This is a genomic window from Edaphobacter lichenicola, from assembly GCF_014201315.1.
Lineage (GTDB): Bacteria > Acidobacteriota > Terriglobia > Terriglobales > Acidobacteriaceae > Edaphobacter > Edaphobacter lichenicola_B.
The window spans coordinates 1429711-1455998 of the sequence record NZ_JACHDY010000001.1 but is presented as its reverse complement, the minus strand read 5'-3'; the positions used below and the strand labels follow the sequence as shown (position 1 = coordinate 1455998).

The 26288-nt window shown below is 57.4% G+C and carries 24 protein-coding genes; 13 read left to right on the top strand and 11 right to left on the bottom strand.

Going from position 1 to position 26288, the window contains the following annotated elements; translation table 11 throughout:
* The first annotated feature begins 523 nt into the window (after window positions 1–523).
* Window positions 524–2308, top strand: a complete 1785-nt coding sequence (locus HDF09_RS06215; protein ID WP_183762958.1) for a vanadium-dependent haloperoxidase — start codon at window positions 524–526, stop codon at window positions 2306–2308.
* Between the two features lie 155 nt (window positions 2309–2463).
* Here HDF09_RS06215 and HDF09_RS06210 read toward each other — a convergent pair whose 3' ends face one another.
* Window positions 2464–3039 (bottom strand): PEP-CTERM sorting domain-containing protein, encoded by a 576-nt coding sequence (locus tag HDF09_RS06210; protein WP_183762955.1) that lies wholly within the window; start codon window positions 3037–3039, stop codon window positions 2464–2466.
* A 357-nt stretch (window positions 3040–3396) separates the two neighbouring features.
* Between HDF09_RS06210 and HDF09_RS06205 the strand changes: the two genes are divergently transcribed.
* Entirely contained in the window at window positions 3397–3927 is a 531-nt protein-coding gene (locus HDF09_RS06205) for an SRPBCC family protein (protein WP_183762952.1), read from the top strand.
* 91 nt (window positions 3928–4018) lie between these two features.
* Here the strand turns inward: HDF09_RS06205 and HDF09_RS06200 are convergent, their stop codons facing one another.
* On the bottom strand, window positions 4019–4705 hold the full coding sequence (locus HDF09_RS06200) for a PEP-CTERM sorting domain-containing protein (protein ID WP_183762949.1): 687 nt from the start codon (window positions 4703–4705) through the stop codon (window positions 4019–4021).
* 301 nt (window positions 4706–5006) lie between these two features.
* On the opposite strand from HDF09_RS06200, the gene HDF09_RS06195 reads away from it, so the two are divergent.
* Entirely contained in the window at window positions 5007–5462 is a 456-nt protein-coding gene (locus tag HDF09_RS06195; RefSeq protein WP_183762946.1) for a hypothetical protein, read from the top strand.
* Window position 5463: 1 nt separating this feature from the next.
* On the opposite strand, the gene HDF09_RS06190 is transcribed toward HDF09_RS06195, so the two are convergent.
* The gene (locus HDF09_RS06190; protein ID WP_311718823.1) at window positions 5464–6021 is read right to left on the bottom strand and encodes a DinB family protein; all 558 of its coding nucleotides are present in this window, start codon (window positions 6019–6021) and stop codon (window positions 5464–5466) included.
* A 141-nt stretch (window positions 6022–6162) separates the two neighbouring features.
* Between HDF09_RS06190 and HDF09_RS06185 the strand changes: the two genes are divergently transcribed.
* Window positions 6163–6816: a pentapeptide repeat-containing protein gene (locus HDF09_RS06185; protein ID WP_183762943.1), complete on the top strand. Its 654-nt coding sequence runs from the start codon at window positions 6163–6165 to the stop codon at window positions 6814–6816.
* Window positions 6817–6841: 25 nt separating this feature from the next.
* Here HDF09_RS06185 and HDF09_RS06180 read toward each other — a convergent pair whose 3' ends face one another.
* The 3 genes from HDF09_RS06180 to HDF09_RS06170 form a co-directional block, all read right to left on the bottom strand.
* Entirely contained in the window at window positions 6842–8284 is a 1443-nt protein-coding gene (locus HDF09_RS06180; RefSeq protein ID WP_183762940.1) for a DUF418 domain-containing protein, read from the bottom strand.
* 183 nt (window positions 8285–8467) lie between these two features.
* A complete protein-coding gene (locus tag HDF09_RS06175) occupies window positions 8468–8848 on the bottom strand; it encodes a hypothetical protein (RefSeq protein ID WP_183762937.1) in 381 nt (126 codons plus the stop codon).
* 187 nt (window positions 8849–9035) lie between these two features.
* The gene (locus HDF09_RS06170; RefSeq protein ID WP_183762934.1) at window positions 9036–9497 is read right to left on the bottom strand and encodes a TonB family protein; all 462 of its coding nucleotides are present in this window, start codon (window positions 9495–9497) and stop codon (window positions 9036–9038) included.
* A gap of 378 nt (window positions 9498–9875) precedes the next feature.
* On the opposite strand from HDF09_RS06170, the gene HDF09_RS06165 reads away from it, so the two are divergent.
* The 3 genes from HDF09_RS06165 to HDF09_RS06155 all read left to right on the top strand — a co-directional run bounded on the left by HDF09_RS06165 (window position 9876) and on the right by HDF09_RS06155 (window position 11525).
* Entirely contained in the window at window positions 9876–10577 is a 702-nt protein-coding gene (locus tag HDF09_RS06165) for an ROK family protein (protein WP_183762931.1), read from the top strand.
* A gap of 139 nt (window positions 10578–10716) precedes the next feature.
* On the top strand, window positions 10717–11106 hold the full coding sequence (locus tag HDF09_RS06160) for a DUF6979 family protein (RefSeq protein ID WP_183762928.1): 390 nt from the start codon (window positions 10717–10719) through the stop codon (window positions 11104–11106).
* Between the two features lie 158 nt (window positions 11107–11264).
* A complete protein-coding gene (locus HDF09_RS06155) occupies window positions 11265–11525 on the top strand; it encodes a GlsB/YeaQ/YmgE family stress response membrane protein (RefSeq protein WP_183762924.1) in 261 nt (86 codons plus the stop codon).
* A gap of 78 nt (window positions 11526–11603) precedes the next feature.
* On the opposite strand, the gene HDF09_RS06150 is transcribed toward HDF09_RS06155, so the two are convergent.
* The 3 genes from HDF09_RS06150 to HDF09_RS06140 form a co-directional block, all read right to left on the bottom strand.
* The gene (locus tag HDF09_RS06150; RefSeq protein WP_183762921.1) at window positions 11604–13970 is read right to left on the bottom strand and encodes a sensor domain-containing protein; all 2367 of its coding nucleotides are present in this window, start codon (window positions 13968–13970) and stop codon (window positions 11604–11606) included.
* Between the two features lie 248 nt (window positions 13971–14218).
* On the bottom strand, window positions 14219–15064 hold the full coding sequence (locus tag HDF09_RS06145; protein ID WP_311718817.1) for an alpha/beta hydrolase: 846 nt from the start codon (window positions 15062–15064) through the stop codon (window positions 14219–14221).
* Window positions 15065–15246: 182 nt separating this feature from the next.
* On the bottom strand, window positions 15247–16797 hold the full coding sequence (locus HDF09_RS06140) for a sensor domain-containing diguanylate cyclase (protein ID WP_183762918.1): 1551 nt from the start codon (window positions 16795–16797) through the stop codon (window positions 15247–15249).
* Between the two features lie 350 nt (window positions 16798–17147).
* Between HDF09_RS06140 and HDF09_RS06135 the strand changes: the two genes are divergently transcribed.
* From HDF09_RS06135 to pyk, 4 genes are all read left to right on the top strand, one after another.
* Complete coding sequence (locus tag HDF09_RS06135; RefSeq protein WP_183762915.1) at window positions 17148–18299, top strand: VWA domain-containing protein; 1152 nt, start codon at window positions 17148–17150, stop codon at window positions 18297–18299.
* 143 nt (window positions 18300–18442) lie between these two features.
* Window positions 18443–18928, top strand: coding sequence for a thioredoxin family protein (locus tag HDF09_RS06130; protein WP_183762912.1), 486 nt, complete (start codon window positions 18443–18445; stop codon window positions 18926–18928).
* A gap of 84 nt (window positions 18929–19012) precedes the next feature.
* A complete protein-coding gene (locus HDF09_RS06125) occupies window positions 19013–19858 on the top strand; it encodes a YihY/virulence factor BrkB family protein (protein WP_260180941.1) in 846 nt (281 codons plus the stop codon).
* Window positions 19859–19983: 125 nt separating this feature from the next.
* On the top strand, window positions 19984–21459 hold the full coding sequence (gene pyk, locus HDF09_RS06120) for a pyruvate kinase (RefSeq protein WP_183763468.1): 1476 nt from the start codon (window positions 19984–19986) through the stop codon (window positions 21457–21459).
* A gap of 80 nt (window positions 21460–21539) precedes the next feature.
* Here pyk and HDF09_RS06115 read toward each other — a convergent pair whose 3' ends face one another.
* Window positions 21540–22073, bottom strand: coding sequence for a PEP-CTERM sorting domain-containing protein (locus HDF09_RS06115; protein WP_183762906.1), 534 nt, complete (start codon window positions 22071–22073; stop codon window positions 21540–21542).
* A gap of 340 nt (window positions 22074–22413) precedes the next feature.
* Between HDF09_RS06115 and mutL the strand changes: the two genes are divergently transcribed.
* Window positions 22414–24483, top strand: a complete 2070-nt coding sequence (gene mutL, locus HDF09_RS06110; protein ID WP_183762903.1) for a DNA mismatch repair endonuclease MutL — start codon at window positions 22414–22416, stop codon at window positions 24481–24483.
* 98 nt (window positions 24484–24581) lie between these two features.
* The gene (gene pstS / locus HDF09_RS06105; protein WP_311718811.1) at window positions 24582–25676 is read left to right on the top strand and encodes a phosphate ABC transporter substrate-binding protein PstS; all 1095 of its coding nucleotides are present in this window, start codon (window positions 24582–24584) and stop codon (window positions 25674–25676) included.
* A gap of 181 nt (window positions 25677–25857) precedes the next feature.
* On the opposite strand, the gene HDF09_RS06100 is transcribed toward pstS, so the two are convergent.
* On the bottom strand, window positions 25858–26286 hold the full coding sequence (locus HDF09_RS06100) for a hypothetical protein (protein WP_183762900.1): 429 nt from the start codon (window positions 26284–26286) through the stop codon (window positions 25858–25860).
* Window positions 26287–26288 lie beyond the last annotated feature (2 nt).

Below are 26288 nucleotides of genomic sequence, written 5' to 3'. Positions count from 1 at the left end.
ATGGCCCACACATGAAATTACCTATACATCGGGTGCCCATTCATGCGGTCTTATCGCATGAGTGGGTATTCGTGCTTGGCGCGAACCGCTAGGAAGCTCGCCGGGCAGCTCGCATGCGGCAGAAGCCAATTTGAAAGAGACCGGCTAGGCCGATACCGAGCAGGACAAGGTTTGAGGGCTCGCCGTCCAACAGCACCGCGGCGACCGAACCACTCTCGACCCATCTTTTTATCCAGTCGTGCCGCAATGTGTGATATTGTCCATCAAGCCGGATCAACCACACGGCGGCGACGGTTTCAATCGCGGCGAGGGTTAGCTTCCGGAGCAGTGCAGGCCCTTCTTTAGCTAAAGTTTGTCACCAGCTTGCCTCAGTGTTTTTCTCCCCAAGGGTCTGGCATTCCGGCCATCTCCACTTTAATTATCGCTAATCCTCACACGCATCTGCGCGAGCACACTTCGGCTGCTCTACGCGAATGTTGCCCTTGCCGTTTGTCTTGTCAAATCGAACGAAGGAGTTACCAACATGAGTGATCTAAAATCGATCGAAAGCTCGCCGGATAATCTTCTGGCACCTACTCCGCTGCCCCACCTCAAACAATCGAATCGCCGCATGTTTCTCGGCAAGATGAGCGCGAGCTTGGTCGGAGCGCTGGCTGTACCGTCCGCAGCCGCGGCACAGACCGCTTCCGACAGTTCAAAGCTTTCGCCAAATAACCAGGCAAGTGCGGCAAGTTACGGGATCCCGGACAATCCGCGGGTTCAAGCGTCGTTTGCAATTCGTCTCAACGCGGCGATCGCCCAGGCGCTTGTTCCGCTACCCTCTCATCAAACCAATGGCGATCAGCAGCGTTACCCTGACGGCTCCGCCACCTACACCAAAGTTGTCCTCCAGGATTCGATCGGCTTGGTAAACCCCGCTGCCTATCGAACCTTCACGACCGCTCTGGCCAGTGGCAAGCCCTCGGACTTCGAGAACATCATCATTGGAGGAACCCGCACCCTGAACGGCCCACAGGGTGGGTTAGCCTTCACGTTAGAGGGAACGGACTCGCATCAGTTCGGCAGTTCGCCCTCTCCTCACAACCAGGAGACCGAAGTCGTCGTTCCAGCGCCGCCTGCATTCTCCAGTCCCGCCTGGGGTACAGAACTCACCGAGCTCTACTGGTGTTCGCTGCTCCGCGACACCGCCTTCACCGATTACCAAACCAGCCCCGTAGCCGCCGCGGCCTGCGCCGAGCTGACCAGCATGCCCAGCTACGCCGGTCCGCGAACGCACTCCGGTCACGTCACACCGAATCTGCTCTTCCGCGGCTACTACCCAGGCGAGACACTTGGGCCTTATATCTCGCAGCTGATCATCACACCCAGCTTCTTCGGCGCCTTGCCTCTCACCAATCAGTACATCACCTATCAGGCCGGTCTCAACTACATGCTGGATCCCGATTCATTCCTCCAGGTCCAGAATGGAATCAATACGGGCCTGACCAACCAACCCGACCCCAACGTTCGCTTCCTCCAAAACGGCCGAGGGCTCGCTGCATGGACTCACGTCGACGTGCTCTTCCAGGCATACTTCATCGCGTTCCTTGTGATGAACACCCTCAGCGCACCTCTCAACCCAGGCAATCCCTACGCAACCTCCCGCACCCAGAACGGATTCGACACACTAGGAGGCCCTGACATCTCCGCGACCATCGGCGAAGTCGCAGCGCGTGTTCTCGACACTGTCTGGTATCAAAAGTGGTTCGTTCACCTGCGTCCACGGCCTGAGTCCAGCGGCGGCATCGCTTACCTCACCAAGACGAACCAGTTGGGCAGCCTTCAGGCCAAGCTGAACAACAACTTCCTCAACTCGCAGGCGCTGAAAGCCAGCTATGACGCCAACAACAGCTGGTTTCTCTCGCAAGCCTTTCCTGAGGGATCGCCCGCTCACCCCGCCTACCCCACCGGTCACGGCACTGTCGCCGGGGCCTGCATCACCATTCTGAAGTTCTTCTACGATGGGAACTTCGTCATCCCCAATCCACAGGTGCCTGCGCCCGACGGTCTTTCGCTGAACCCCTACACCGGCCCTGACGCAGGTAGTCTCACCATCAACGGCGAGCTTAACAAGCTCGCGCACAACATCACCTTCGGCCACGGCATTCACGGCGGCATCCACTGGCGCAGCGACAGCGACGACTCGATCCTCCTCGGAGAGGCCTTCGCCCTCAGCTTCCTCCAGGATAAGATTCGCGTCTATAACGAAAAACTAACAGTGCATCTCACCAAGCTGGACGGGACCATCGCCACCATCTCCAATCAGTAACTGAGCTTGCCCGGGAATAAACTGTGTTGCACAGGGCCAACAGCGATGCTGCTGACCGGAGAAACGTCCAAGGCGAGGACGTCGGGTACAGCGAAGCAGCCGGGTACCCCATATCTCGATTTTGCGACGTGAGCATTCGCGCCAAGCGCGAACCGCTATGAAGCTCTCCGGGCAGCTCGCATGCGGCGGAAGCCAATTTGAAAGAGACCCGCCAGGCCGGTGCCAAGCAGCACAAGGCTTGAGGGCTCAGGTATGGTCGCACCTCCCGTCACCACGAAGTCGAGCGACGTGATCTCCTCGACTTGCTCAGTCAGATACCCGACACTATCGCGAACGCCGCTGCCGTAGCAGGTCGTTGTTACGAAGGTAGGCACGGCCCCGGTGCCGGCGAGAGGGGGAATGTCCTGGCAGGTACCGTCGATTTCGAAGTCGTAGATGAAATTTGGTCCAAAGTTGGTGAATGCGAGCGAACCGCCAAAGAAGTCTACTGTGTCGTAGCTGAACGGGCTTGGAAATTCGGGCGACTGAATGAGGGGGTACAAGAAATCAAACTGGTAATTCGGTTGGAGATAGTAGAACACCTTGTCGGGGTCGAACGAGAAGGTAGTCGAGCCCGTGTCGTCGAAGTTGTGGTAAACGTAGTTAACCGTGACTGTCACCAGAGGATCGGCCTGAGCGACCAGGCAAGAACCAAAGAGCAGTAGGCAGAGAAGACAAAGGGATCGACGCATGAACGCCTCCTAAATTCCTCTTCTAAGGCACGTCTACACTAGACCGGAAACGACCCTGGGTCAAGGTATGAGTTCAGGACAGTACGAGTTGAGGACACCGGTCACACTGGATACTCCCCTGAGTTCGAAGAGTTGTGAGGACATTACACAAAAAGTTGGCGGGTGGCCCATCGTTAGTCTACTCACTTCAAGCGACCACAAATGATCGGGTGCCCATCTTCGCGCACTTTGCGAAGGGTGGGATGTAAACAGCAGAATGCCGAGTGCCCCGTATCTCGATTTTGAGAATGTGGGCATTCGGACTGGCGCGAACCGTCTTTCCACTTCTATACTGGCGGCTCACTCCCAGGAGCCACTATGTTAAAAACCATTGGCCTCATCCTCGTTCTGGCTGTCGCTGTAGTCTTTCTTCTCGCGCTCACCAAGCCGAGCACCTTCCGAGTAGAGCGTTCCGCCACCATCACCGCCCCACCCGAAAAGATCTCCTCCCTCATCGACGACTTTCATCAATGGAACGCCTGGTCGCCCTGGGCACAGCTCGACCCCAACATGAAGACCACCTACTCCGGCCCACCCAGCGGCGTCGGCTCAGTCTACGAGTGGGAAGGGAATAGTAAAGTAGGCAAGGGCCGCATGGAGATCCTCTCCGTCGAACCCACCAAGACCACCATCAAAATCGATTTCCTCAAACCCTTCGAAGGCCACAACACCGCCGACTTCGTCCTCGAACCGCAAGGCTCAGCCACCCGCGTAAACTGGATCATGAACGGCCCGATGAACTTGCTCCCCGGCAAACTTATGAGCGTCTTCACCACCATGGACAAGATGATCGGTCCCGACTTCGACAAAGGTCTCGCCAACCTGAAAGCTGCTGCGGAACATCCGTAATCAATGGGATCGAAGCTTGCACCGATCACCATGAGCTTGCCGTTCGGTCCCAGACCGTTGATCAGTTCGGACATCGCCTTCGAGCTTGGTGCTAAGACCGAAGCTTCCACCGAACCACGCCACTCAACCCAAGCAGCCCAATCCCAAACAGAGCAAGACTCGAAGGCTCAGGCACCGGCGAATAGTCCACAGTCAACTCAACCGTATACGGAATCACCACCTGCCCACTCCCTCCCAGATAGCCGGCCCAGTTGGAGCCAGGATTCAGAAGAGCAGACTGAATAAATCCACTAAGCACAAAATTCAGATCCTGAATATTCGTCGACACCTTCTCCCCAGCAACCGTCGTCTTTCCGGTAAAGAGAAGATCGACCGACACATCGGAGATTCCATTCTTGCTGAACGTAGGCGCAACCGAAGGAAGAGAGTGATTGATCACCGCACCAAACGGCGTTCCCGCGAACTCGTGTCCCGTCCCCATCACCATTGTGCCAAGCGGAGGCCCTGCGATCCCAACCGAAGCATCCTCGAAGACGCTCCCCGTCGGCAACAGAACCGACACATTCGAAAACGGTATGACGACGTTCGTCGAGATGCTCGGATGGTCATTCAGGAACGGCAACCCTTGAACATTATCGTATTGGCCGAAGAAGTTATCGTTGGGGCTGGACACATCTATGGTGACGCTCGAATGAACGGTAAGTTGGATACTATCTGCCAACGCGCCGTGTGCAGGGAACGAAAGTGCAGCCGCTACGAACATCCACGTGATTCGCATTCAATTCGTCCTCTACAACAGATGGGGAGACTCATCTTTCAAGCAGTGAAGGCACGTAGGATGCCAAAGTTACGCGTTCAATTCAAAAGAATGCGCGGCCAAATCATCCCAGTGTGCGCAAAAACCTGCATAGAAAAGTGGAGTTTTAGGCCTACTTTGGTTACTTTTCGAAACCATCGGCATAAGCCAATCAAATTCGTACCCACACATAGAACCGTCACCCGACAAATCAGATAAGGTGTATGGAAAGCGAAACTCTCGCAAGAAACCAGCAGGACCATGCTGAGTCGAGGATTCTTCCATGACCTTCAGCCCCAAAGCTATCTTTCAACCAGCCGCCAAGTACGAAGGCGTCCGACCGATCAACATCTACCTCCTGCGGCTTCTCTACATCCTCATGTTCTTCGTCCTCGGCAAGCAGGCCTGGACCCACGTTCTCACTCACCAGGGATCATGGGAGCCAATGGACGCCGTCGCGTGGTGCCTCTGGACAGCCTTCGCCACCCTCGCCGGCCTGGGCATCATTCGCCCTCTCAAGATGCTGCCGATCGTGCTCCTCGAGGTCTTCTACAAAGTCCTGTGGCTCATCGTCGTGGCCTACCCGCTCTGGTCAAAGGGCATGTTGGCCGGTTCATCAGCGGAAGGCACCACCTCGGCGTTCCTGTGGGTGATACTGCCCATCGTCGCTGTACCGTGGGGATACGCGTTTATCACTTACGTCTACAACCCAAACAAGCAGGTTCTAGCGAGCAATTAAACTAAGCACCATACTCCGGACCACGCGCCCCGCACTCCTTCCAGATCCTCTCCCAATTCCAGATCCCGTCCGAAGCCTCATACGGCAATGGAGATCCCATCTGATGCGCGAGCATACAAACCTGCCCGCGATGGTGCGCTTCGTGCGCCAGCATGTAGCACAGCATCTCCACGCCAACCGGCCACGCAGGAGCCCAGCCGTCTCTACGAAACCTCTCGATGCGCCCACCACCGTCGCCCAGCGCTTCCGCCAGCATCTCCCCGCAGCGAGCGGCACTCTCGGCTAAGCCAGCACGAGCCTGCTCCGGCGTGCAGTGCGCACGATTCAGCAGTGCAGGAACCTTCAGGTGCGGAGCCGTAAGCCTGACCCACTTGCAGCGGACGTTATGCATGTGCGTGAAGATCGCAGCAATGGTGCGAGTTTTGCCGAGCGGCTTCGCTCTCCACGCCGCAGCCTCAAGGTGTTCGATCAGCATCTGGTTCATGCGATCGTTGGCCGCAAACATCCGGACTGACGCATCGCCGAGTTGGACGCGAACCTCATAGGGACGTGTAGTCACGGCTCCTGCTCCCTGACCTATAGTACTTCCGGCCCTATAGTACCTCCGGCCATCGAGCCGGCAAAGGTCGCAGCAGTCATCGACGAGGCTGAAAAAAACGCATTGACGAAAAAATAGCGCCCCACATTTATTCTGAAAAGAATGGCGACGAAGATCAAGGGCCGCATCGCCCCCCAGATAGAACTCGATCTCCTCACCGAGACCCTCATTGATCAGCTCGAATCGGGACAGGTTAGTGATGCCATAGCTTCAGACATGGCCTTGCCACCGCTCCTGAGTCCACGCGGACAGTCCATCAGAATAGATCGCTGCCTCTTGCACTCCGTTACGTTGGCCGATCCCAAGGCACACGGCCTGCACCTGCACGACTCCCGCATCGAAAGCTCCGACCTGGCTAACGGCGACCTCAAGGGAAGCTCCATCGAGCGCGTAGAGATCACTTCAACGCGACTCACCGGAGCCATCTTAACGGAAGCCAGACTCAAAAGTGTTCTCTTCAAAGAGTGCAAGATAGACTTCGCTCTCCTGCGAATGGCACGCCTTCAACAGTGCGTCTTTCAGAACTGCAATCTCACCGATGCAGACCTCTACGGCGCCGATCTCACCGGCACCATCTTCCGGGACTGCGACCTCAGTCGCGCCGACCTCTCACACGCGAACCTACACCGCGCAGACATACGCGGCTGTAGGATCGACGGCCTTCGCGGCACACCCGCCACGATGAGTGGTCTCATCATCAGCCCGGATCAAGCCGCGCTTCTGATAACCCTCTTCGGCGTCCAAGTCCAATGGTAAGTCGAATGGTAATCCGAGCAACCGCTTAAGCAGCGGTGGCGGCAACTACCTGTACAGGTGTTGCGGCTCGAATGCGCATCGGCTGCCTCTTCCAATAAGTCAGCGACCGCCACACCCACTCCATCGGACCAAACTCAAAGTATCGCAGCCAGATCGAGCTGAACGCCATATTGAAGATCCACATCCCCGCCACAGCATAGTAGATCTTGTAGTACTCCACATAGCCGTACCAGTGCCACGCGCCCCATACGAAGATCGTCTTCATGGTGAGGCTCGTCAGCAGATAGTTCGACAGCGCCATCTGTCCCACTGCCGCGACTCGCGCCAGCAGCCATCGAAACACTCCCGCCTTCAGCAGGATCAAAAGCAGCGCGGCATTTCCCAGCGCGCCGGCAATCCTCCCGATGTCATAGGGAGCCTGCATCCAGATCAACGTCTTGAACATATCGAAGTGTCCTGCCCAGGCTTTGTAGGCGCCCACGCCAGTCACCGCCCACCCCACTCCCAGCCCGATCCCCGCGATCCACGCATACGTCTTCATACTCAAGCGGCCAGGCAAAAAACCGTTCTTGTAAAGAGCCATGCCAAGCAGCATCAGCCCCACCCAGTCGCCGAAGCCAAAGTAAGCGCCCTTCAACTCTCCCATCAACACATTGCCTGCCACATGGCCCTGCGCCTTCCAATACCCCTTCTGCATCGCGGCGATGTCTTCGTATTTCTTCTTGTCGGGAGCACGCCACCTGTCCTGCACGCTCTGCCACTTCTTCAGATCACCGATCTCATCCTCCGTCAGTGTCTGGTGTTGCGCCAGCTTCGCATTGGCCTTCGCCGCCGCCTGCTTCGCGCTGTAGGAGCTGCCATACTGCCCGCCCATCATCAGCACGGAGTTGATAAACAGAATGATTCCCGCCGTCCACATCAGCCGCTTCACCCGCACGTTGCGGAAGGGAAACAGAAACAGCAGCGCCGCCACGCCGTAGTAGAACAGAATGTCGCCGTCCCAGATCAGGTAGCCGTGAATCATCCCGATCAGCACCAGCCACATATTGCGCCGAGTAAAGATATCCGCCGCCTTGATCCCTGCCCCTCGCGCCAGAGCCCGCTCCGTCAGCAGGATCACGCCTGCCCCGAACAGCATCGAAAACAGCGCACGCATCTTGCCCTCGGCAAAGATCCAGCGCAGAAACCACACCGTCGTATTGATCTTCCAGTGCGGCCCATCGAACACCGGTTTCACCGTGCTCAACGGGTAGGTGTAGTTGTGAATTCCATACGCAAAGTCGCAGATGTTCATCACCAGAATGCCCATCAGCGAAAAGCCACGCAGCACATCCATGCTGCTGATCCGCTCCCCACGCGCCACAGGTCGGGTTGCGCTCAACTCCACCTGCGCCGGCCCAGCCAACTCCTCGGGAGTACCAGGCGCGATCACGCCCTCATAAGGATTCACTCCAGCCACGCTCGCCATGACTCCTCCAGAAGTACCCCGCAAGTCCCTGGCCCCAGAATCGCGTGCGCGTCGGTTCACCGCATTTTTTCACCTGAAGTATTCCACCCACACCCCCGCCAATCAAGCGAAATCGCGCACCAAAGCCCTTCCACCCAAGTTCCAGGTCCCAAAACCAGCAGGGAATAGGACTCCCGCCGCCGATCAGCCCCAGCCGCTCCCACCACTGAATCTCAATGACTGAATCAAGGAACGAAAAATACGGAGGAACGAAAAATAAATCTGAAAAATGTGGCGTATTTTTCTGCCGCTGATTAGATGGCGTTTCTTCACCACGTTTACCATGCATTCCACCACGATCACACCATCAAAAAACCACACCCAGCCACCATGTTTTTGCAAAAACCCCAGAAAAACCACCCTTCCACCACGCAATAAAAATTTCACGAACTTCCCATCCTGCATCCAACCCCACATGGCCTCCTCCCCCACCCCGCCGCCCGAGAAACGACAAGCCTTCTGCAGCCCACTCCTGCTGATCGTCATCGCCTGCGTCGTTGCCGGAGCGATCGCGGTCTTCCTCATCCTGCGCCCCAATCCCAGCGGCAAAAGCCAAACCAGCCCTACCGCTGCTCCTCCCGCCACCCAGCAATGACGCCACTTTTCGCAATACAAACAAAAGGCAGACTCGTAAGAGTCTGCCTTTTAGCTTGATCCAAGCCTCCTCAACAATCTCTGCTGTGAAGAGAAGGCTGCAGGTCAAACAGCGGAGCTAGCGGCCAGCGCGTAGAACAACAGCCAGATTGACGGGAACAGCAGTAGGCTGGTTATCCAGCGTGCCCGGAGTGAAGCGATACTGACTGACCGCGTTCAGAACATTGCGGTCCATCACAGAATTGACCGACTGAACGATCTTTAGATCCGTCGGTTTGCCGCTCGGATCGACCGTCATCGCAACAACAGCAGTTCGATCAAACTGGGCCATAGGAGCGAAGTCGGCGTCTGATTCGACAGCGACGGTGTAAACCAACTTGGGAGCATTGACGCCAGTGGAGATACGAAGAGGGGCAGCGTTTGGAATGGACCCGCGATCCGACTCGGAGCCAGTGAACGCTGGGGCAACCAGTTCAGAGCGCAGGTTAGTGCCAACGATCCGGGTTTTTGCAGGCGAATTTGCCTGAGCGTGAAGCAACATGGGGGACAGGGCGAGGGTGGCCACAATGATTCGACGCATATTATCTATCTCTAGGGCAAGTGTGCCCAACACCACACTAATTCAATCAAAATACAAATGTCAATAAGATAATAGAAAATAAGTTAATCCTTTTATTATCAGATAATTACTGTTTTGGTTTTCCGTGGCATAGCAAAAAACAATGACGGTAGAGGATTTACGTATTCGTTATTGTTTCGCTTGCAACGCAGTGAGACCGGCCAGATTTTTTTTGACTTGAACCCTGGCGTCATACTCATAAATGGCTCGCAGATTGGCGCTTAGAACCGGAGCGTTTTAGCCTTCTGACTGTCTTAAATGGCCCATCGAGCGGCCAGCTAAGAAACTCCCATCGAGACCGGTCCAGCGACCTCTCCAACACTGCTAACATGCAATTCAATGAAAGTTCTGGTCATCGACATCGGAGGCACCAACGTAAAGGTCGCCTCCACAGATATGCGCGTCCCTATCAAGATCCCCTCCGGTCCTGCCATGACCGCCGAACAGATGACCAAGGACGTCCTCGCGGCCACCGCTGGCTGGACATACGATTGCGTCTCCATCGGCTATCCCGGTCCGGTCGTCCACCATCGTCCAATCGCCGAGCCCCATAACCTTGGCGGAGGCTGGATCGATTTTCCTTACGAGAAGGAGTTCGGCAAGCCCTTACGCTTCATCAACGATGCCGCGATGCAGGCTCTCGGCGGCTACAAGGGCGGCCGCATGCTCTTCCTTGGCACCGGCACCGGTCTGGGCTCGGCAATGATCTTCGATGGCGTCATCATCCCGCTTGAGCTCGCTCATCTGCCTTACAAAAAGGGATTCACCTACGAACAGTACATCGGTCTCGTTGGACTCGAACGTCGTGGTGTCAAGCGCTGGAGAAAGTCGGTTCTGGACATCATCAGCCGCCTTAAAGCCGCGATGGTCTGCGACACCGTGCTCCTCGGTGGTGGCAACGCCAAACTGATGAAGTCCCTGCCCAACCACGTGATCGTGGGTGCGAACACCAACGCGATCGACGGTGGCATCAAGCTCTGGGAGGACAACCCTGGTACTTCCAAACCGACAAGCGCATCGGCCAAATCTTCAAAGTCCTGAGCAGGCAGAGAGCAACAGAAGACGATGCGACGAGCCATCGTTTCGTTTTGAAAGTCTTCGGTCGGACCGCAAGACACCCCGCTTACGACCAGAGATCGCACCCCACCTGTAATCTGAAACAATTCATACCGGAGACAGCATGGCTAACAAATATGGCGAAGCCGCTCTCATCGCGGCCCGCATGGATACTTACGGCAAGTCCATCACACCTGCAGCTCGCTGGGAACAGGCGACCGCAAAACTCTATCCGACCAGCCCCTCGGCCCAGCGAAAAGGAGGCCCTCGGTTCGCCTTCCTGAGTCTCTGTGAAGCCGGGTTGGTCAAGGGAATTCCTGCCGGACAATATGCACCATCCAACAAAGCCAAGGCTTACGCCCTTCGTGCCGTGGCGCTACTCAACGCAGGCACCCACAAAACTGTCAACGCACTCTGGGCCGAGGTCACCGACGGCGAAGACATCGCACACAACAGCCAGATGGACGTCGTTCTGGCTCTTTGGAAGAACGACCTGATCGTCCGCAACGCGTAGGTCATCATTCGCCGCCGTGTCGCGTGCTCTCCCACAGAAGGAAAATCTACGTATCCCGCAAGATCAAACTCTTGCATCCGCACCAAGTAGGAGTATTCTTCTCCCATCAATCGAGACGTATCCGGCCGCCCCGGAAAACCAAACATGGAGGAACAGCGATGCTTCATTTGCTTTGGACGGCTCTCATCGGTCTCATCGTCGGCGCACTCGCCAAACTGATCATGCCAGGCAAAGAGCCCGGCGGCATCTTTATAACCATGTTGATCGGTATAGCGGGGTCCTTCCTTGGGACCTTTCTCGGCCGCGCTATTGGTCACTATGAGCCTGATCAGTCCGCTGGCTTTTTGATGTCGCTTATCGGCGCCCTCATCTTGTTAGGCATCTATCACCTGATTCGACGCAGCCGGGCAACTACTTAGAAGTCATTTTTTATTTTTCAATGGCAGCTACGGCCGAGGGATATTTCTGCCGTAATCGTTGTTGCGTCACGGGGCCCTCTACCGAACCAACCCGATTGCCGGCTCCGACGCACGAGCGGAAGGGCCATCGGCGTACTGCCGTACCACTTCGCTAAACTCCGCCATAGCCACGGGTTTCGCAATGAAGTTGCCCTGCGCTTCGTCGCACTTTCTCCGCAACAGGAAACGCATCTGCTCATCGGTCTCGACACCTTCTGCTACTACCTTAATGTTGAGTCCGTGAGACATTGCGATGATCGTTCGAACCACCGCGGCGGCGTTGGCGTCAGTTCCAGCCTTCTTCACGAAGCTCTGATCGATCTTCAAGCGGTCGACCTGATATTCCAGCAGATACGAGAAACTGCAGAATCCAGTGCCGAAGTCATCAATGGATATACCGACTCCCAGCTCCCTCATCTTCTGCAACTTGTCCAGAACATGTTCCGAGTTGACCATCAACATATTTTCGGTGATCTCGATCTGCAGTTTCTCTGGAGACAGACCGCTCTTTGACAGGGAATGTTCAACAACAGGAACGAGATTTTTTTGCTGAAACTGCCGCGGCGACAGATTGATTGAAACCGTTAGATCCATGCCAAGCTCGTCCTGCAGCGCCTTTCCCTCGCAACATGCGGTCATAAAGGCCCATTCCCCGATCGGCACAATCAGCCCCGTCTCTTCCGCCAAGGGAATAAATTGCGACGGCGAGATGCTCCCCAGTCTGGGATTGGTCCAACGCAGTAACGCTTCCATACCGGTAACGGCTCCGGTCGTCAGCGAGATCTGTGGTTGGTAGTGCATGCTGAGCTCTTTATTCGCCAAGGCGTGTCGCAGTGCATGCTCCATCGTCAGGCGTTCTGCCGTCTCCTTCAGCATGCTTTCGCTGAAGATTTGAAACTGGTTCCGCCCATTCTCCTTTGCCGCGTACATCGCCGAATCTGCCCGCTTCAGCAGGTGCTTGGCATCGCTTGCGAAGTCGGGATAGATGCAGACTCCAACACTCGCGGTCACGTGTACCAGGTGCTCTTCGATTGAGATCTCCGGCGATAGCGTAGCCACCAGATTCACTGCGCATTGTTCGACGTCGTCCACGGTGGTGATGTCCGGCATGACCACCACAAACTCGTCCCCGCCTATCCGCGCCACCACATCAGTGCTGCGTACCGAGCGTCGCAATCTATGGGCAGCCTCGACCAAAATCTGATCTCCCGCCGAATGTCCCAGGGAGTCATTGATGCGTTTGAAGTGATCCAGGTCGATCACAAAGACCGCGACCTTCGTCCCGTAACGTCGCGCCAGTTCCACCGTCTGGACGGTCTTGTCCTGCAAGAGCGCGCGCCCGGTCAGCCCCGTCAATTGATCATGCGTGGCGAGATGAGTCACATACTCCATCATCTGCCGTCGATCCGTAATATCGAATGCGATGCTCACAAAGCCGGTTACCTCTCCCGCCTCGGTCTTCACGGCTCTCATGGCCAGATTGATTGGCGTTCGTGCGCCGTCGCGTCTGATCAGCGTCCACTCCTGCTCCTCCATCTCTCCCTGGGATGCCCTCGTCGTCAGAACTTCGAAGCCGTATTTTTCCAGCGTCGCGGAGGAGTCAATCGCAACCGCCCTCCCCAACAGCTCTCGCTCATCGTGCAGCACGGTCAGTGAAGCCTTCCCGACTAACTCCTCGCTGCGATACCCCGTGAGCCTCTCTGCCTCCCAATTCATTGCCGTAATCATCCCCGCAATATCGGTTGCGACGATGCTGAAGGGAGCGTTCTGAAAGACAGAGCCGGTAAACTCCGCCAGGTGGGCATATCGCTCCTGAGTCGCCTTGGCTTCGCTGATATTGCTGAAGGTGATGGCCAGCCCATCTCCGAGCTTGACCACCTGGGTTCGCAGCCACGTCGCCTTGACACTCGCGTAATCTACGGGAAACTCTTCGTTGAGTGACTCCCCGGTCTCGACAACCCTGCAAAACCTGGCGAACATCGGCCCCGTTGCCTTTATCGGAGTTACTGAGCACAAAGTATGTCCGAGGAGCTCGGAACGTGATCGTTCGATCAGTCTCTCGACGTTGGCATTGACATAGAGAACCCGGAAGTCCACGATCCTGCCTTCTTCGTCTCGCACCGATTCAAAGAGCCCAAAGGCATCCAGGCTCGTCTCAGCGGCCGCCAAAAACTGCGAATGCGCCTGCTCGGCTCCTCTTAGCTTCTCTACCCGGCTGCGTTCGCGCCACAACGCCCACAGGGCAACGGCAGTGCCAGACATCGCAATAATGATAGTGCTCAATTTCCCGAACTCTGCCCCATGCTCGATTCGCCAGAGCCCTGCCACCACCAGCGAAACCGGCGCTGCTAAGAGAATCGTCTTCCAAACCCAGGATCGCTGGGATTCGAGCGCAGAACCCTTCAAGAAATACCTCGAAATACAAGCCAGGATCGTGCCAGCATCGTGTTTCTCTACCCTCGTCAACGCCGTAACCGAACGAAGCAACTTCTTCTGCTGTCAAAAAATGCGAGATACCTGTGCACCTTGAAAACGTTTGCCTTCGACATTTATTCCGCAGCGATACCACATGCAGTCTATTCGTTCCTCGCAGCCTGGGATCAACTATTTTGCGTCCATCTGGTTTGAAAGAGTGCAACCATCTCTCCGGCACACTATTCCTGCGACATCCAGCCGTGCATCTCCATCCAGTTCGCGAGCAGAGTCGGATAGATGGCTAGCTCGGCCATCCCTTTCATCCCCTGCGCCATTCCCGTCCCGTGCTGTCCGCGCTCGAAGATGTGCAGCTCCGCGGGGACGCCGGCTTCCTTGAGTGCGTCGTAGAACGCCGTTGCATTGAGTGGACTTACCTGCTGGTCGGCCGTCGTAGAGAAGATGAAGCAGGGAGAGGTATTCTTTGTCACCAGCTTCACCACCGAGACCGAGTCCAGCATTGCCTTCGTCGGATGGTTACCCAGCAGCCCCTCCATGTTCGTCTTCCTGGGTATCGAGGCGTCCATCGTAAACCGGCCATAGGAGACAATGGCGAAGTCGGGCCGGTCGCTGACTCTATCAATTGGATCCTCAGCGCTCGCGGCACCGTTATCGTTTACCGCCGCGAGATAGCCTGCCAGGTGACCACCCGCGGAGAAGCCCCAGAGCCCGATCTTGTCCTTCGCCACTCCCAACTCTGCGGCGTGGCTGCGCACATAGCGCATCGCCCGCGCACCATCCAGCATTGGAGAAGGGAAGTGATATCGCGGCCCGAGCCGGTACGCCAACACAAAAGCTGTCACGCCATGCGCATTCAGCCAACGCGCCTCCTCCCCACCCTCTTTTTCGATTGCCAGGTGAACATATCCGCCCCCTGGCATCACGATCACAGCAGAATGCACGCCGGCGCCCGGGGCGGGATACACATACATCTTCGGGATGTCTCCTTCGCCTTCTCCCAACGCACCTGGCGCTCCGTTTGGCCATAGCACGACAGTCTTTGCGAATCCCATCGGAGGCTTCGTCACCGTTGCCTCCGCTATAGCGTGCGCGGAGGTAGCTGCTGTAGCCGAGTTTGAGGCGCAACCCACTCCAGGGAGCGCACAGAAACAACCGACTGTCAGCCAAAGAAGTGGTCTCATCATCCCGTCAAAATACATGCTTCTCAACCCATTGCCATTGCAACCATACGCGATGGCGGACCCGCGTCTCAGACCGTCGAATCCGCAGTGAACATCTCGCTCTTTGGCATCACTGCCGCTGCCGACTCTACCCGGTTTCGTCCCAGATACTTGGCTCGATACAACGCGTGATCGGAGGCCGTCAGCAAAGAGATCACCGTGGCGTTCCGGTTCGGTACCTCCGCCGCCACACCTACGCTGATCGTCTGGATTCCAAGTTGATTTCCCGAGTGCGGCACCTTCAGTGATGCGACGGCCTCGCGGACGTCTTCACCGACCTGCATTGCAACTTCGATTGTCGTGTTCTGGAGAATCACGGCAAACTCTTCGCCCCCGAAGCGTGCTGCGATCTCAGCTTTACCCTGCAGCGCACTGGCAATCACCTTCGCAATGCAGCGCAGACATTCATCTCCGCCAACATGTCCATTGAGGTCGTTATACGCCTTGAAAAGATCCACATCGATCAGCAGCAGCGCCAGCGACTGCTCCTCGCGCATCGCCCGATACCATGCCACCTCCAGCCTCTCATCAAAGGCTCGCCGGTTTGCCAGGCCGGTCAGTGCATCCGCATTGGCCAGCTCGCGGTATCGCAGTTCGCTCTTCTGCAGCGAAATCTCGAGCGCCTTGCGTTCCTCAAGCAGAGCCGCCACCGGAAAGAAGGTGAAGAGGGCCACCGCAAGGAAGATCTGCTCAACAACAATCTTATGAAGCAGATTTGTACCAGTGATCAACATCAACGGCCCATGTCCGGTGACGGTGAACCAGATCGAGATCAGTGCAATCACAAACACGGCGAGCACCGTGCCTGGGAAGCCCAACCGAAACACCACCAGCAACAGTGCGGGAAAGATGAAGAAGATGAGCGGGTCTTTGCTGTGGCTGAACACCAGCGCTGTCGCAGCCGCAGGAACCATCAGCAACAACAGTGTTCTCGGCAGCTGCTGACTGTGGAGCATCGTAAAGAAACCCGGCCGCTGCAAGATAAAGACCAGCGGCGCGATGATCGCCATGCCCAGCACATCGCCCAGGTACCAGGTGCGAAACAGCATCCACCAGGGGCCTGCGTTCACAAAGAGCATCGTCCACGAAGCTCCCAGTGCACTTGTCACAGCCGTTGCCCCAACGACAGCGACGCCGAGAAAGCCCAGCAAAGGAACGCGCTTCGTCAGCTGCAAAGGGCTGCCGAACCAACGCGTCAACAACACAGACGAGGTAATGACCTCCACGGAGTTGGCGACCGACACGCCGACCGCCAGCCGCAGCGGATCGCCGTAGAGGACATCGGCCAGCGTATCGGCCAGGAAACCTGCGATGAAATAAGGAATCCAGGTTTTCTTCGGCCGCGTAACCACCAGCGCAAACAAAAGTCCGTTGGTAAACCAGATCGTCGCAACCCCATCCGACTGTCGCGAAAGCACGATTCCCAGCCAGGAAAACAGCAGCAGGATGAAGAACGTGGCGGTCAGGTGTCCCCACCGAATAGACTCAGAGCGCGATTGGGCGTAAGTGGTTTCAGGAGCAGCACAATGAGCCAACTCCACATCCAGCGACGCTTCGCCAACAGTCTTGCTTATGTCCATTGCATTCTATTTTCCAGCATCTCCAAACCCACTCAGAATACTGCAATGGGAGTGTCAACAGGTTATAGCGCGGAGCGATCCCGTCTGTCATTCGCCATGCTTCTTCAGAAATTTCCGCTCACAATCGCGAAGAGCTGCGGGGGCTGCGGCGGTTTCAGAGTTCGATGACCTACAACGACCCACATGGCCCGAGAATTTACTCAAGCACCCACTTGAACCCGAAAAGGAGCAAGGAGGAGCAGATTGAAACGATGACTCGATAGTAGCAAGTCAAAGATTTCTCGTCAGCAAAAACGTCAGGTCTCCCCCCTGGATTGAAACCCCATCAAGCCGGGGTCGTCTAAACTCACATGAACGCCCCCTCCTTACTTCGGCCCCTTCTGATGGCCGTTGCCATCCTAGCCCCTGCCCTCCACGTTACGGACCTCGCCGCGCAGCAAAAAAACTCTCCGTCCGATCAGTCTCCTACACCCGCCGGGGGCACGATCGCAGTTGACGCTCGTCTGGTCAATCTCCCCGTCGTCGTCCGCGACAAAAAGGGAGCACTCATCCAGAACCTAACAAAAGACGACTTTACCCTCCAGGTGGACGGTAAACCACAGACCATTCGCTACTTCGACAAGGACACCAACCTCCCCCTCACCCTCGGTCTTCTCGTCGACATCAGCCAGTCTCAACGCAGCGTGCTGGACGAAGAACGCACTGCCAGCAGCACCTTCCTCGACCAGATGCTGACCAACCCGAAGGATCAGGCCTTCATCATCCAGTTTGCCCGTCAAACCGAGCTGCTGCAGGACCTCACCACCTCGCGCCCGCTCCTCCAGAAGGCGCTCAAAGAGATCGATACCCCCAGCCCCAGCTCCGTCGACGACGATAGCGACAGCCGGAGCCACAGCCGGGGAGGAACCGTCCTCTATGACGCTCTCTTTCTGGCCTCCGACGAGATGATGAGCAAGCAGACCGGTCGCAAAGCCCTGATCATCCTCTCCGATGGCGTCGACCGAAACAGCAAGGAGAATCTCGTCCGATCCATCGAAGCCTCGCAGCGGGCCGACACCATCATCTACGCCATCTACTTCAAGGGCGAAGAGTCCCACCCACAGAACAACAACCAACAGCGCGGCCGCGGCGGCTACCCTGGCGGAGGCTACCCCGGAGGCGGATACCCTGGTGCCGGCTACCCGGGCGGTCGTGGTGGGTATCCAGGTGGAGGCAACGGTGGCGGAAATGGGGGGAACTATCCCAGCCAGAGCCACGTCGACGGAAAGAAGATCCTCGAACGTATGGCACAGGAGACCGGCGGCCGGCTCTTCGAGATCAAGAAAAATCAAGACGTCGCCCAGATCTATAACCAGATAGCGGAAGAGCTCCGTGCACAGTACCGGCTCGGTTATACCCCCACCCAGGACGCAGCGTCCAGCGGCTACCATCAGGTTGCAGTGGACATTCACCAGAAAGGTCTCGTCGTCCAGACCCGCGATGGTTACTACGCCGGAAAGTAGCTCTCGCCGCCTTCCCTCCGCATAGTTTTGCGTTACTCCATGATCTTCATGCATCATCTGTAGACATTCAGACATCCGGATCGCATCTAAAAATCCGATTGCAACGAGCGTCCTCACAGTCCTGTCCCACGAACAAGGCCTCTATGAACACGACACATCGCATCATCCGCACTGTCGCAGTAGCGCTTCTAGCGCTCACGATCACCTCACTCACCCCGGCCTCTGCTCAATCTGTCTTCACGGTCAACCGGACCCTCTACTCCGAGACCGCCAACGCCAGTGCCGACATTGCCGCCGCAATGGTCACCGCCCGTCGCGAGCACAAGCGCATCATCCTCGACTTCGGTGCAAACTGGTGCGGCGACTGCCAGGTCCTGGACTACTACTACCGCCAAAGTCCCAATGCGGAACTCCTCGCCAAGCACTTCCTTGTTGTGCACATCGATACTGGCCATGTAGACCATAACGTCGATGTGGCAAAGAAGTATCATGTTCCCATCGCCCATGGCATTCCTTCTCTCGCTGTCATCGACGCTCACGGCAACCTCCTCTACGCCGAACACGAGAAGGAGTTCGAGCACACCAGCGTTGAAGCCGTCACTGCTTTCCTCAACAGGTGGAAGGCGTAGTCTCTCTCCTCGCCAGTTCGGACGGCTCCCATGAGAAGACTCCTCCGCCTACCCAGGATCCTTCATGGAACGCTTCTCCGGGCAATGAGGCACGATAGCCTCAACCTCGCCCAGTCCACCGCTTACTCGGCGATGGTGTCACTCTTTCCAGCCCTCATCGTCGCTGCCGCCGTTATCAGCATGGTTCCCGATACAACTCCCCTGCGCTTCCAGTTCGCGCTCTTCTTCGACCGCATTCTCCCTCCGGACGTCAGCCCCCTGCTTCAAAGTTATTTTGTCGCTTCACCGCAAACCATCCGTTCCACCCACGCCCTGAGCGTTGCGGCGCTCGTCAGCCTCATCGGCGCCTCCAGCGTCCTGGCCACCATCATGGAAGGCCTGCGCCGTGCGAACGACCTCCCGTTCGACTGCTGGACCTTCTGGCAGCGGCGCTTGCGAGCACTCCTTCTGGTACCTCTCTCACTGGTCCCCTTCGCGCTCGCCAGCGTCCTCGTGGTCTTCGGTCACTTCATCACAACCTGGCTCGCCCTGCACATCACACCCTCCGCCCGCACCCCGGTCTTCATCCTCGCCATGCTCATTCGGTGGAGCGTCGCGCTTACCGGCAGCATCGGCGTCACCGCCCTCATCTATCACATGGGAACTCCCATGCAACAGTCGTGGAAGCGGACCCTCCCCGGGGCCTTCGTCTCCACCGCCATGTGGTTTTTTGCCACCGTCGTCTTCGGCTGGTATGTCACACGCTTCGCCAACTACTCTCAGGTCTACGGCTCCCTTGGTGCCGGCATAGCGCTTCTCTTCTGGCTCTACATCATCTCGCTCTGCGTTCTCTGCGGAGCCGAGTTCAACGCCGAATTTCACGCTCGTTTCTTCCACCCGCATCTGCCTCATTCCAAACCTGCGCCCCCAAATACCCTCCTGCCCGGTTAGAATGGCCACGGCAGGTAAAACTCACTGGCCATACCATCATTCTTTCGCGATGGTGAGAAAGTTTCCGCAAGCGACCCATGAAGAAACCTGTGAACTCAATGCCCAACGTTGCCCCCTTTGCCGCAATGGAGCGTGGTCGCCGCGCCAAGATCGTCGCAACCCTCGGCCCCGCTTCCAGTACGCCGGAGATATTTCGCCAGCTTGTCCGCGCTGGACTCGACGTCGCTCGCCTGAACTTCTCTCACGGCACCCACGATCAAAAGACCGAACTCATCCGCATGGTCCGCAAGATCTCGAAAGAGGAGTGCAAGCCCATCTGCATCCTCGCCGACCTGCAGGGCCCCAAGATTCGCACCGGCAAGCTCAAAGGCCATAAGCCCGTGCAGCTTATCGCTGGCAAGCGCCTCACCATTACCCCGCGAGAGATCGAAGGCACCGCCGCTCTGGTCGGCACCACCTTCAAGACGCTCGCGGAAAACCTCGAGCCCGGTTCCCGCATCCTGCTCTCTGACGGCCTCATCGAGTTGCGCGTCGAGGCCGTCAAAGGCGGAGACGTGACCTGCGAGATTATCAACGGCGGTATGCTCGGCGAAAACAAGGGCATCAACCTCCCCGGCATCGCCGTCAACGTTCCCTCCCTCACCGAAAAAGACGAAGAGGATCTCATCTTCGCCATCGGCCAGGGAGTAGATACTGTCGCCGTCTCCTTCGTCCGCACCGCCGACGATGTACGCCACGTCAAGAATCGTCTGGCCGCTCTCAAGTCCGATGCATGGGTCGTCGCCAAGCTCGAAAAACCACAGGCCATCGAGCACCTCGACAGCATCCTCGAAGTCACCGATGCCATCATGGTCGCCCGCGGCGATCTGGGGGTAGAGGTTCCACCAGAAAAAGTTCCGGCCATCCAGAAGCACATCATTCGTCGCGCCGCCGAGTTCCGCAAGCCCGTCATCACCGCTACGCAGATGCTCGAGTCGATGATCGACAACCCGCGCCCCACCCGCGCCGAAGCGTCAGACGTCGCCAACGCCATCTACGACGGCACCGACTCTGTCATGCTCTCCGGCGAGAGCGCCGCAGGCAAGTACCCCGCCGAAGCCGTTGCCATGATGGCCAAGATCATCACCGAGACTGAGCACCAGATCCGTCTCGATCCTCGCCCGGCCCTCGGCCATCACCCCAGCGTCCGCCTCTCCATCGCGGAGACCATCTGCGAGTGCATGTCGCACGCGGCCGACGACCTCGACGTAGCTGCAATTGCCATCTTCACTGAAAGCGGCATGACGGCGCGACTTCTTTCGAAGTACCACCCCGATCCGCCTATCTTCGCGCTCTCGCCCTTCGAGAAGGTCATCAACCGCTGCATGCTTCTCTGGGGCACCTACCCGATTCTTTGCGCTCGCTTTCGCGACACGGACAAACTGGTCGACATGGCCGAACAAATCCTGGAAACGCAAGGTCATGTTCACCAGCGTCAGATCGTCGGCATCGTCGCCGGTACGAGGACCAAATCCGGAGCCACCAACTTCATGCGGTTACACATGGTTGGGGATCGCGACACCGAGGTTGCCAGAGCGAGGGCCTCGAAAAAAAGAAAGTGAACCCCCAGGCCGCGGGTGCTTTAGCCCCTAACGAAAAAAGCCACCTGCCATAAGGTGGCTTTTGTTTGCCTGTACAAGGCTTAGGTTGTAAGACGGCGACGCATGAGACCAGCTACTCCCAGGATCCCCGTGCCCAGAAGGGCAAGCGTTCCCGGCTCAGGAACCGGAGAGGTGGATGCGATCTTTTCTACGTCGATGCTGATGTTTTCAGTGATATCCCGGTTGCTCTTCGAAGGATCCAGATCGGCGACTTCGAATAAATTGAGGAAGCCACCCTGTCCAATGTTGACCCTGTCTCCCCCGCTCCCAATCTGGAACGAGACACCCTGGGTATCGAAGTTATAGGCTCCAAACAGGAAACCCGGGCTGTACAGCAGGTTGTCGTTGTTATCGAAGGCGTTGACGCCGAGCAGGCTGGTGATGATCTGATTATCAACGATTCCGGATATGCCAGTGATGGTGTAGACGCCGCTGCCGCTTGCGGACGCCGTTATGGTCCCCGATCCATTGAAGGCTGAGCCGGAGAAGTTGAAGGAGAACGTGTCTGCGTGCGCTCCTGACGTGCAAGCAACAGCCAAGGCGAGGATGCAAAGTCCAACAGTTCTAATTTTCATAACACTCCATAGATGCCGAAAGAAAGGCGCTTCCGAACCATCAGGAAGCATTCTGATAGCCACTTCAGAGGCCGCTGGAAAGCCCGTAAAATATGGTCTTTTAGCGCAAACGTAAGAATGTCACCTTGACTATGTGCAAATTTTTGCGATCTAAAGTGGAACTCGAATTCCCCTGCAAGAAGACAGCAATACCATCTATCTCTTGATAGAAGTTGACTAAGCTCACAAACGGCCGCAGTTCCACTTCTCGCGTCGGAATTTTTTACCTGACTGCACGTTCAAGAGACATCTCCGATACACCTCAACAACACCTCAAGGCTGCTCCTCGTACAATCGACCTATGGGCCGCATTCGCATCCTCTCCGACCTCGTGGCGAACCAGATCGCCGCCGGCGAAGTCGTCGAACGACCCGCCTCCGTCGTCAAAGAGCTCCTCGAAAACTCCCTTGACGCTCAGGCCACCCGCATCCGCATCGAGGTCGAAGCCGGAGGCCGCAAGCTCATCCGCATCACCGACAACGGTCACGGAATGGTGCGCGACGACGCCCTTCTCGCCTTTGAGCGCCACGCCACCTCAAAGCTCCGCAGCGCGGACGATCTCCTCTCCATCGCCACCCTAGGCTTTCGTGGAGAAGCCCTGCCATCGATCGCCAGCGTCTCCCGCCTGCAACTCGAGACGCGCGTAGCGGAAGAGGCATCAGGCACCCTGGTCGAAATCGTCGGGGGCAACATCCTCCGTGTCGAAGAAGCTGGCCTTCCTGTCGGCACGACCATCACCCTTCGCGACCTCTTCTTCAACACCCCCGCCCGCCGTAAATTCCTCAAGTCCGAGCAGACCGAGCTCTCCCATATCGCCGCCCTCGTCACGCACTACGCGCTCGTTCACCCTACAAAACACATTGAGCTTCACTCCTCCACGCAGGCCCTCCTTGTCGCCCCCGCCGTTGCCAACGCTGCCGAACGCCTCTTCCAGATCTTCGGCAAAGACACCAGCAACTACATGCTCCCCACAACCGCCGAACTCGACTTTACCCGCGCCGGCCTCCCCGAGCCCCCGCCCTGGAAGCGCGAAGAAGACTACGTCGCGCCCGACCCCGGTTTCCTCCGCATGACAGGCTTCGTCTCCAAGCCAGAACTGCAAAAGCTCAATCGCAACTCCATCTACGTCTTCGTCAATCAGCGGCTCATCCGCGACAAACTTATCCTCCACGCGCTCTCCGAGGCCTACCGCAACATCCTTCCTCCCACCTCCTACCCGGTCGTCCTCCTCTATCTCGAGATGCCGCCCCAAGAGGTCGACGTAAACGTCCACCCAGCCAAGACCGAGGTCCGCTTCCGCCAGCCAAGCTTCGTGCACGACTTCGTCCGCGACACCATCCGAACCACGCTCATGCAGGCCCGTCCCGCTGCCAGCTTCGCCACGGCACTCCAGAATGGCCCGCAAGGCATCTCAAGCTCTCTCCTTATCGATGTAAGCCCACTCCCCGGTCCTCCAGAAGGTAGCGATGCTATCCGCCAGCCAGTCTTCGACCCCACGCATCCACCATCCACCTTCGAAGGCCATCAGCCGACTCCTCTGAGCGCCGAAGGCGCAGGTGCTCTCTATTTTTCAAAGGGCTCTGAAACGGCGCAATGGGACAACCCACCCTCAGCTGAAACCATAAAGTCCCCGATCTTTCACCTTGCCGCCCCAATCGTCCCACCCTCTCCCGGCCGCTTCGCCTTCTCCGGACACTCGATCCCCATCGGTTACGAATCTACCGACGCCGAATCCGGCGTCGAATCTATCTACGAACCAGCCTCGCCCCAGCAAGCCGACACGCTCACTGCGCTCTCAACCCTCAAGCCGCTCGGTCAGCTACGCGACTCGTTCATCCTCGCCACCAACGAAGAGGGGCTCTGGATCATCGATCAGCATGTAGCTCATGAGCGCATCCTCTTCGAAAAAGTTCTACGCGACCGCGACACCGAACAGATCCAGCGCCAGCGTCTGCTCATGCCTCTGCTCATCGACCTCCTCCCCGCGCAGATGATCACGTTCGCCGAGATCGCCGAAGAGTTGGAGCGCAACGGCTTCGAAGCCGAGCCCTTCGGCCCCCGAACTCTGGCAGTCAAGGCCGCACCGGTGGGTCTCGAGGGCCACGAGCTGGAACACCTGCTCGAAGAAGTTCTCGCCATCCCCGACCGCAATCGCCAGACCGAGAACTCCGAAGCCCGCCGTCGTCGTATCGCAGCCTCCATCGCCTGCCACGCCGCGATCAAGATCAATCAGCCCCTCGAACACTCGAAGATCGAATGGCTGCTCGACGCCCTGGGAAAGACCGAGCACCCCACGGCATGTCCCCACGGCAGACCCATCGCCTTGCGCTACTCCTATAAGGACATTGCGAAGGCCTTCCAGCGCATCTAGCTCTGTAAAGACTCTGCGAATATGCCCTCTGGCGGCAACCCTCTCTCCATGGTCGTGCAACCAAACTAATATCCATCTTCGTTCCCCTGGAGAAACCTGTGCGCAAAGCCATCGATGGCTCCCGTCTCCGATCAGCCTATGTTCTATGTTTTGCATCCGCCCTTTTTATCGTCTCCCTTGCCGGGTGCAAATCAAGCTCCGGCGGCAGTGAAGCTCAGAGCGTCGATCTCAACGGCGCTGGAAGCACCTTCGTCTATCCCGTAATGTCCCAATGGACATCCGCCTTCTCCGGCGCACACTCCAACGTCCGCATCAACTACCAATCCATCGGCTCTGGCGGCGGCGTTCAGCAGGTCAAAAACGGCACAGTCGACTTCGGAGCCTCCGATGCTGCGCTCAACGACGATCAACTCAGTGGCATGAAGCCCGTAATCCAGATCCCCGAATCCGCAGGTCCCGTCTGCATTACCTACTCGCTGCCCGGCCTCGCCAAGCCGATCCAGCTCTCCTCAGACGCCATCGCAGGCATCTTCCTCGGCAAGATCACCTCATGGCACGATCCCATCCTGACCAAAGACAACCCCGGCGTCGCTCTACCCAACACGAAGATTCTCGTCGCGCATCGCACCGACGGCAGCGGCACCACCAATGCCTTCACCACTTACCTCTCAGCCGTCAGTCCGGAGTGGCAGCAGAAGATCGGTCAGGGCAACTCCGTCAACTGGCCCGTCGGAATGGGAGGCAAGGGAAGTGAGGGCGTCACCGGCCAGGTCCGTCAGACCCCCGGAGCCATAGGCTACGTCGAACTCACCTTCGCTCAACAGAACAAGCTGCCCGTAGCTTCGATCAAGAACCTCGCCGGCAAATACATCCTGCCCGACACCTCCAGCACCACCGCCGCCATCGCAGCCTTCACCGATCAGCTCTCGAAGGACCCACGCACCCCGATCGTCAACGCTCCCGCCTCCGCGCCCGATGCCTACCCGATCTCCACCCTCACCTTCCTCATCATCCCGAAGGACGGCCCCGACGTCGCGAAGCGGACGGCCCTCAGAAACTTCATCCAGTACGTCATCACCGACGGACAAGCCGCTGCAGCCACACTCAACTACGCCCCGCTTCCCGACGGAGTCAAAGCCTACGACCGCCAGCAGCTCCAGCAGATGACCGCAGCAGGCCAGCCCATCCCCTAACCAAAGGCATCCCAGCCGTCTTATTCCGTCAGAAAACACCAAGGCGCGAATAAGACGGCTTTTCTTTGCCATACAGAAACCCTTGGATTCCCTGGTAGTGGGACAGTTTGGAGTGAATGACTGAGGTTGCCGAAAACCCGACTTTCACGGAACGTCTTCGGTGCGTCTCGACAGAGACCTTCTAAAGGGACTCAGCACTCCGGTGAAGCGTGCCTATCGATTGGCCCAGTTCCGTTCGCGATTGCACGATTCTTTCGAATATGGCCGCGAGTCGGCCCGACTGAATGTCTGACACGTCCACTCCGTAGACTTCCATGATCTTCGAGTTCAGTCGGCTGTTGTCACTTTCCGCATGGAAGTCCCACAAGCTGGATTCGTCTGAAATCCAGGCCCAATCCAAATCCAGAACGCGACGAATAAAATCCTCGCCCAGCGCCTCATGCTTATTTACTTGCTCTTGAGAAGCGAACTCGATTGGCCATGACCTTCCCGGACGCACTAAGGGTTTGCCATCTTCCAGCCGCCGGTTGCGGACTGTTCTGAAGCTCTCTTTGAGCTTCTCTTTGGCAGCCGCTGGTGTGTCGCCGCTTCCTGTGATCGCCGCGTTCAAGA

What these genes read in the sequence shown, in the direction of transcription:
- HDF09_RS06130 (WP_183762912.1), top strand. Translation starts at nt 18,443, where the DNA reads ATGAACACGACACATCGCATCATCCGCACTGTCGCAGTAGCGCTTCTA.
- HDF09_RS06165 (WP_183762931.1), top strand. Translation starts at nt 9,876, where the DNA reads ATGAAAGTTCTGGTCATCGACATCGGAGGCACCAACGTAAAGGTCGCC.
- HDF09_RS06140 (WP_183762918.1), bottom strand. Translation starts at nt 16,797, where the DNA reads ATGGACATAAGCAAGACTGTTGGCGAAGCGTCGCTGGATGTGGAGTTG.
- HDF09_RS06185 (WP_183762943.1), top strand. Translation starts at nt 6,163, where the DNA reads ATGGCGACGAAGATCAAGGGCCGCATCGCCCCCCAGATAGAACTCGAT.
- HDF09_RS06115 (WP_183762906.1), bottom strand. Translation starts at nt 22,073, where the DNA reads ATGAAAATTAGAACTGTTGGACTTTGCATCCTCGCCTTGGCTGTTGCT.
- HDF09_RS06175 (WP_183762937.1), bottom strand. Translation starts at nt 8,848, where the DNA reads ATGAGGAAGACCGCGATCGCTCCGGCAACGACGCAGGCGATGACGATC.
- HDF09_RS06135 (WP_183762915.1), top strand. Translation starts at nt 17,148, where the DNA reads ATGAACGCCCCCTCCTTACTTCGGCCCCTTCTGATGGCCGTTGCCATC.
- HDF09_RS06125 (WP_260180941.1), top strand. Translation starts at nt 19,013, where the DNA reads ATGAGGCACGATAGCCTCAACCTCGCCCAGTCCACCGCTTACTCGGCG.
- HDF09_RS06200 (WP_183762949.1), bottom strand. Translation starts at nt 4,705, where the DNA reads ATGCGAATCACGTGGATGTTCGTAGCGGCTGCACTTTCGTTCCCTGCA.
- HDF09_RS06170 (WP_183762934.1), bottom strand. Translation starts at nt 9,497, where the DNA reads ATGCGTCGAATCATTGTGGCCACCCTCGCCCTGTCCCCCATGTTGCTT.
- HDF09_RS06205 (WP_183762952.1), top strand. Translation starts at nt 3,397, where the DNA reads ATGTTAAAAACCATTGGCCTCATCCTCGTTCTGGCTGTCGCTGTAGTC.
- HDF09_RS06180 (WP_183762940.1), bottom strand. Translation starts at nt 8,284, where the DNA reads ATGGCGAGCGTGGCTGGAGTGAATCCTTATGAGGGCGTGATCGCGCCT.
- HDF09_RS06160 (WP_183762928.1), top strand. Translation starts at nt 10,717, where the DNA reads ATGGCTAACAAATATGGCGAAGCCGCTCTCATCGCGGCCCGCATGGAT.
- pyk (WP_183763468.1), top strand. Translation starts at nt 19,984, where the DNA reads ATGGAGCGTGGTCGCCGCGCCAAGATCGTCGCAACCCTCGGCCCCGCT.
- HDF09_RS06210 (WP_183762955.1), bottom strand. Translation starts at nt 3,039, where the DNA reads ATGCGTCGATCCCTTTGTCTTCTCTGCCTACTGCTCTTTGGTTCTTGC.
- HDF09_RS06215 (WP_183762958.1), top strand. Translation starts at nt 524, where the DNA reads ATGAGTGATCTAAAATCGATCGAAAGCTCGCCGGATAATCTTCTGGCA.
- HDF09_RS06155 (WP_183762924.1), top strand. Translation starts at nt 11,265, where the DNA reads ATGCTTCATTTGCTTTGGACGGCTCTCATCGGTCTCATCGTCGGCGCA.
- mutL (WP_183762903.1), top strand. Translation starts at nt 22,414, where the DNA reads ATGGGCCGCATTCGCATCCTCTCCGACCTCGTGGCGAACCAGATCGCC.
- HDF09_RS06195 (WP_183762946.1), top strand. Translation starts at nt 5,007, where the DNA reads ATGACCTTCAGCCCCAAAGCTATCTTTCAACCAGCCGCCAAGTACGAA.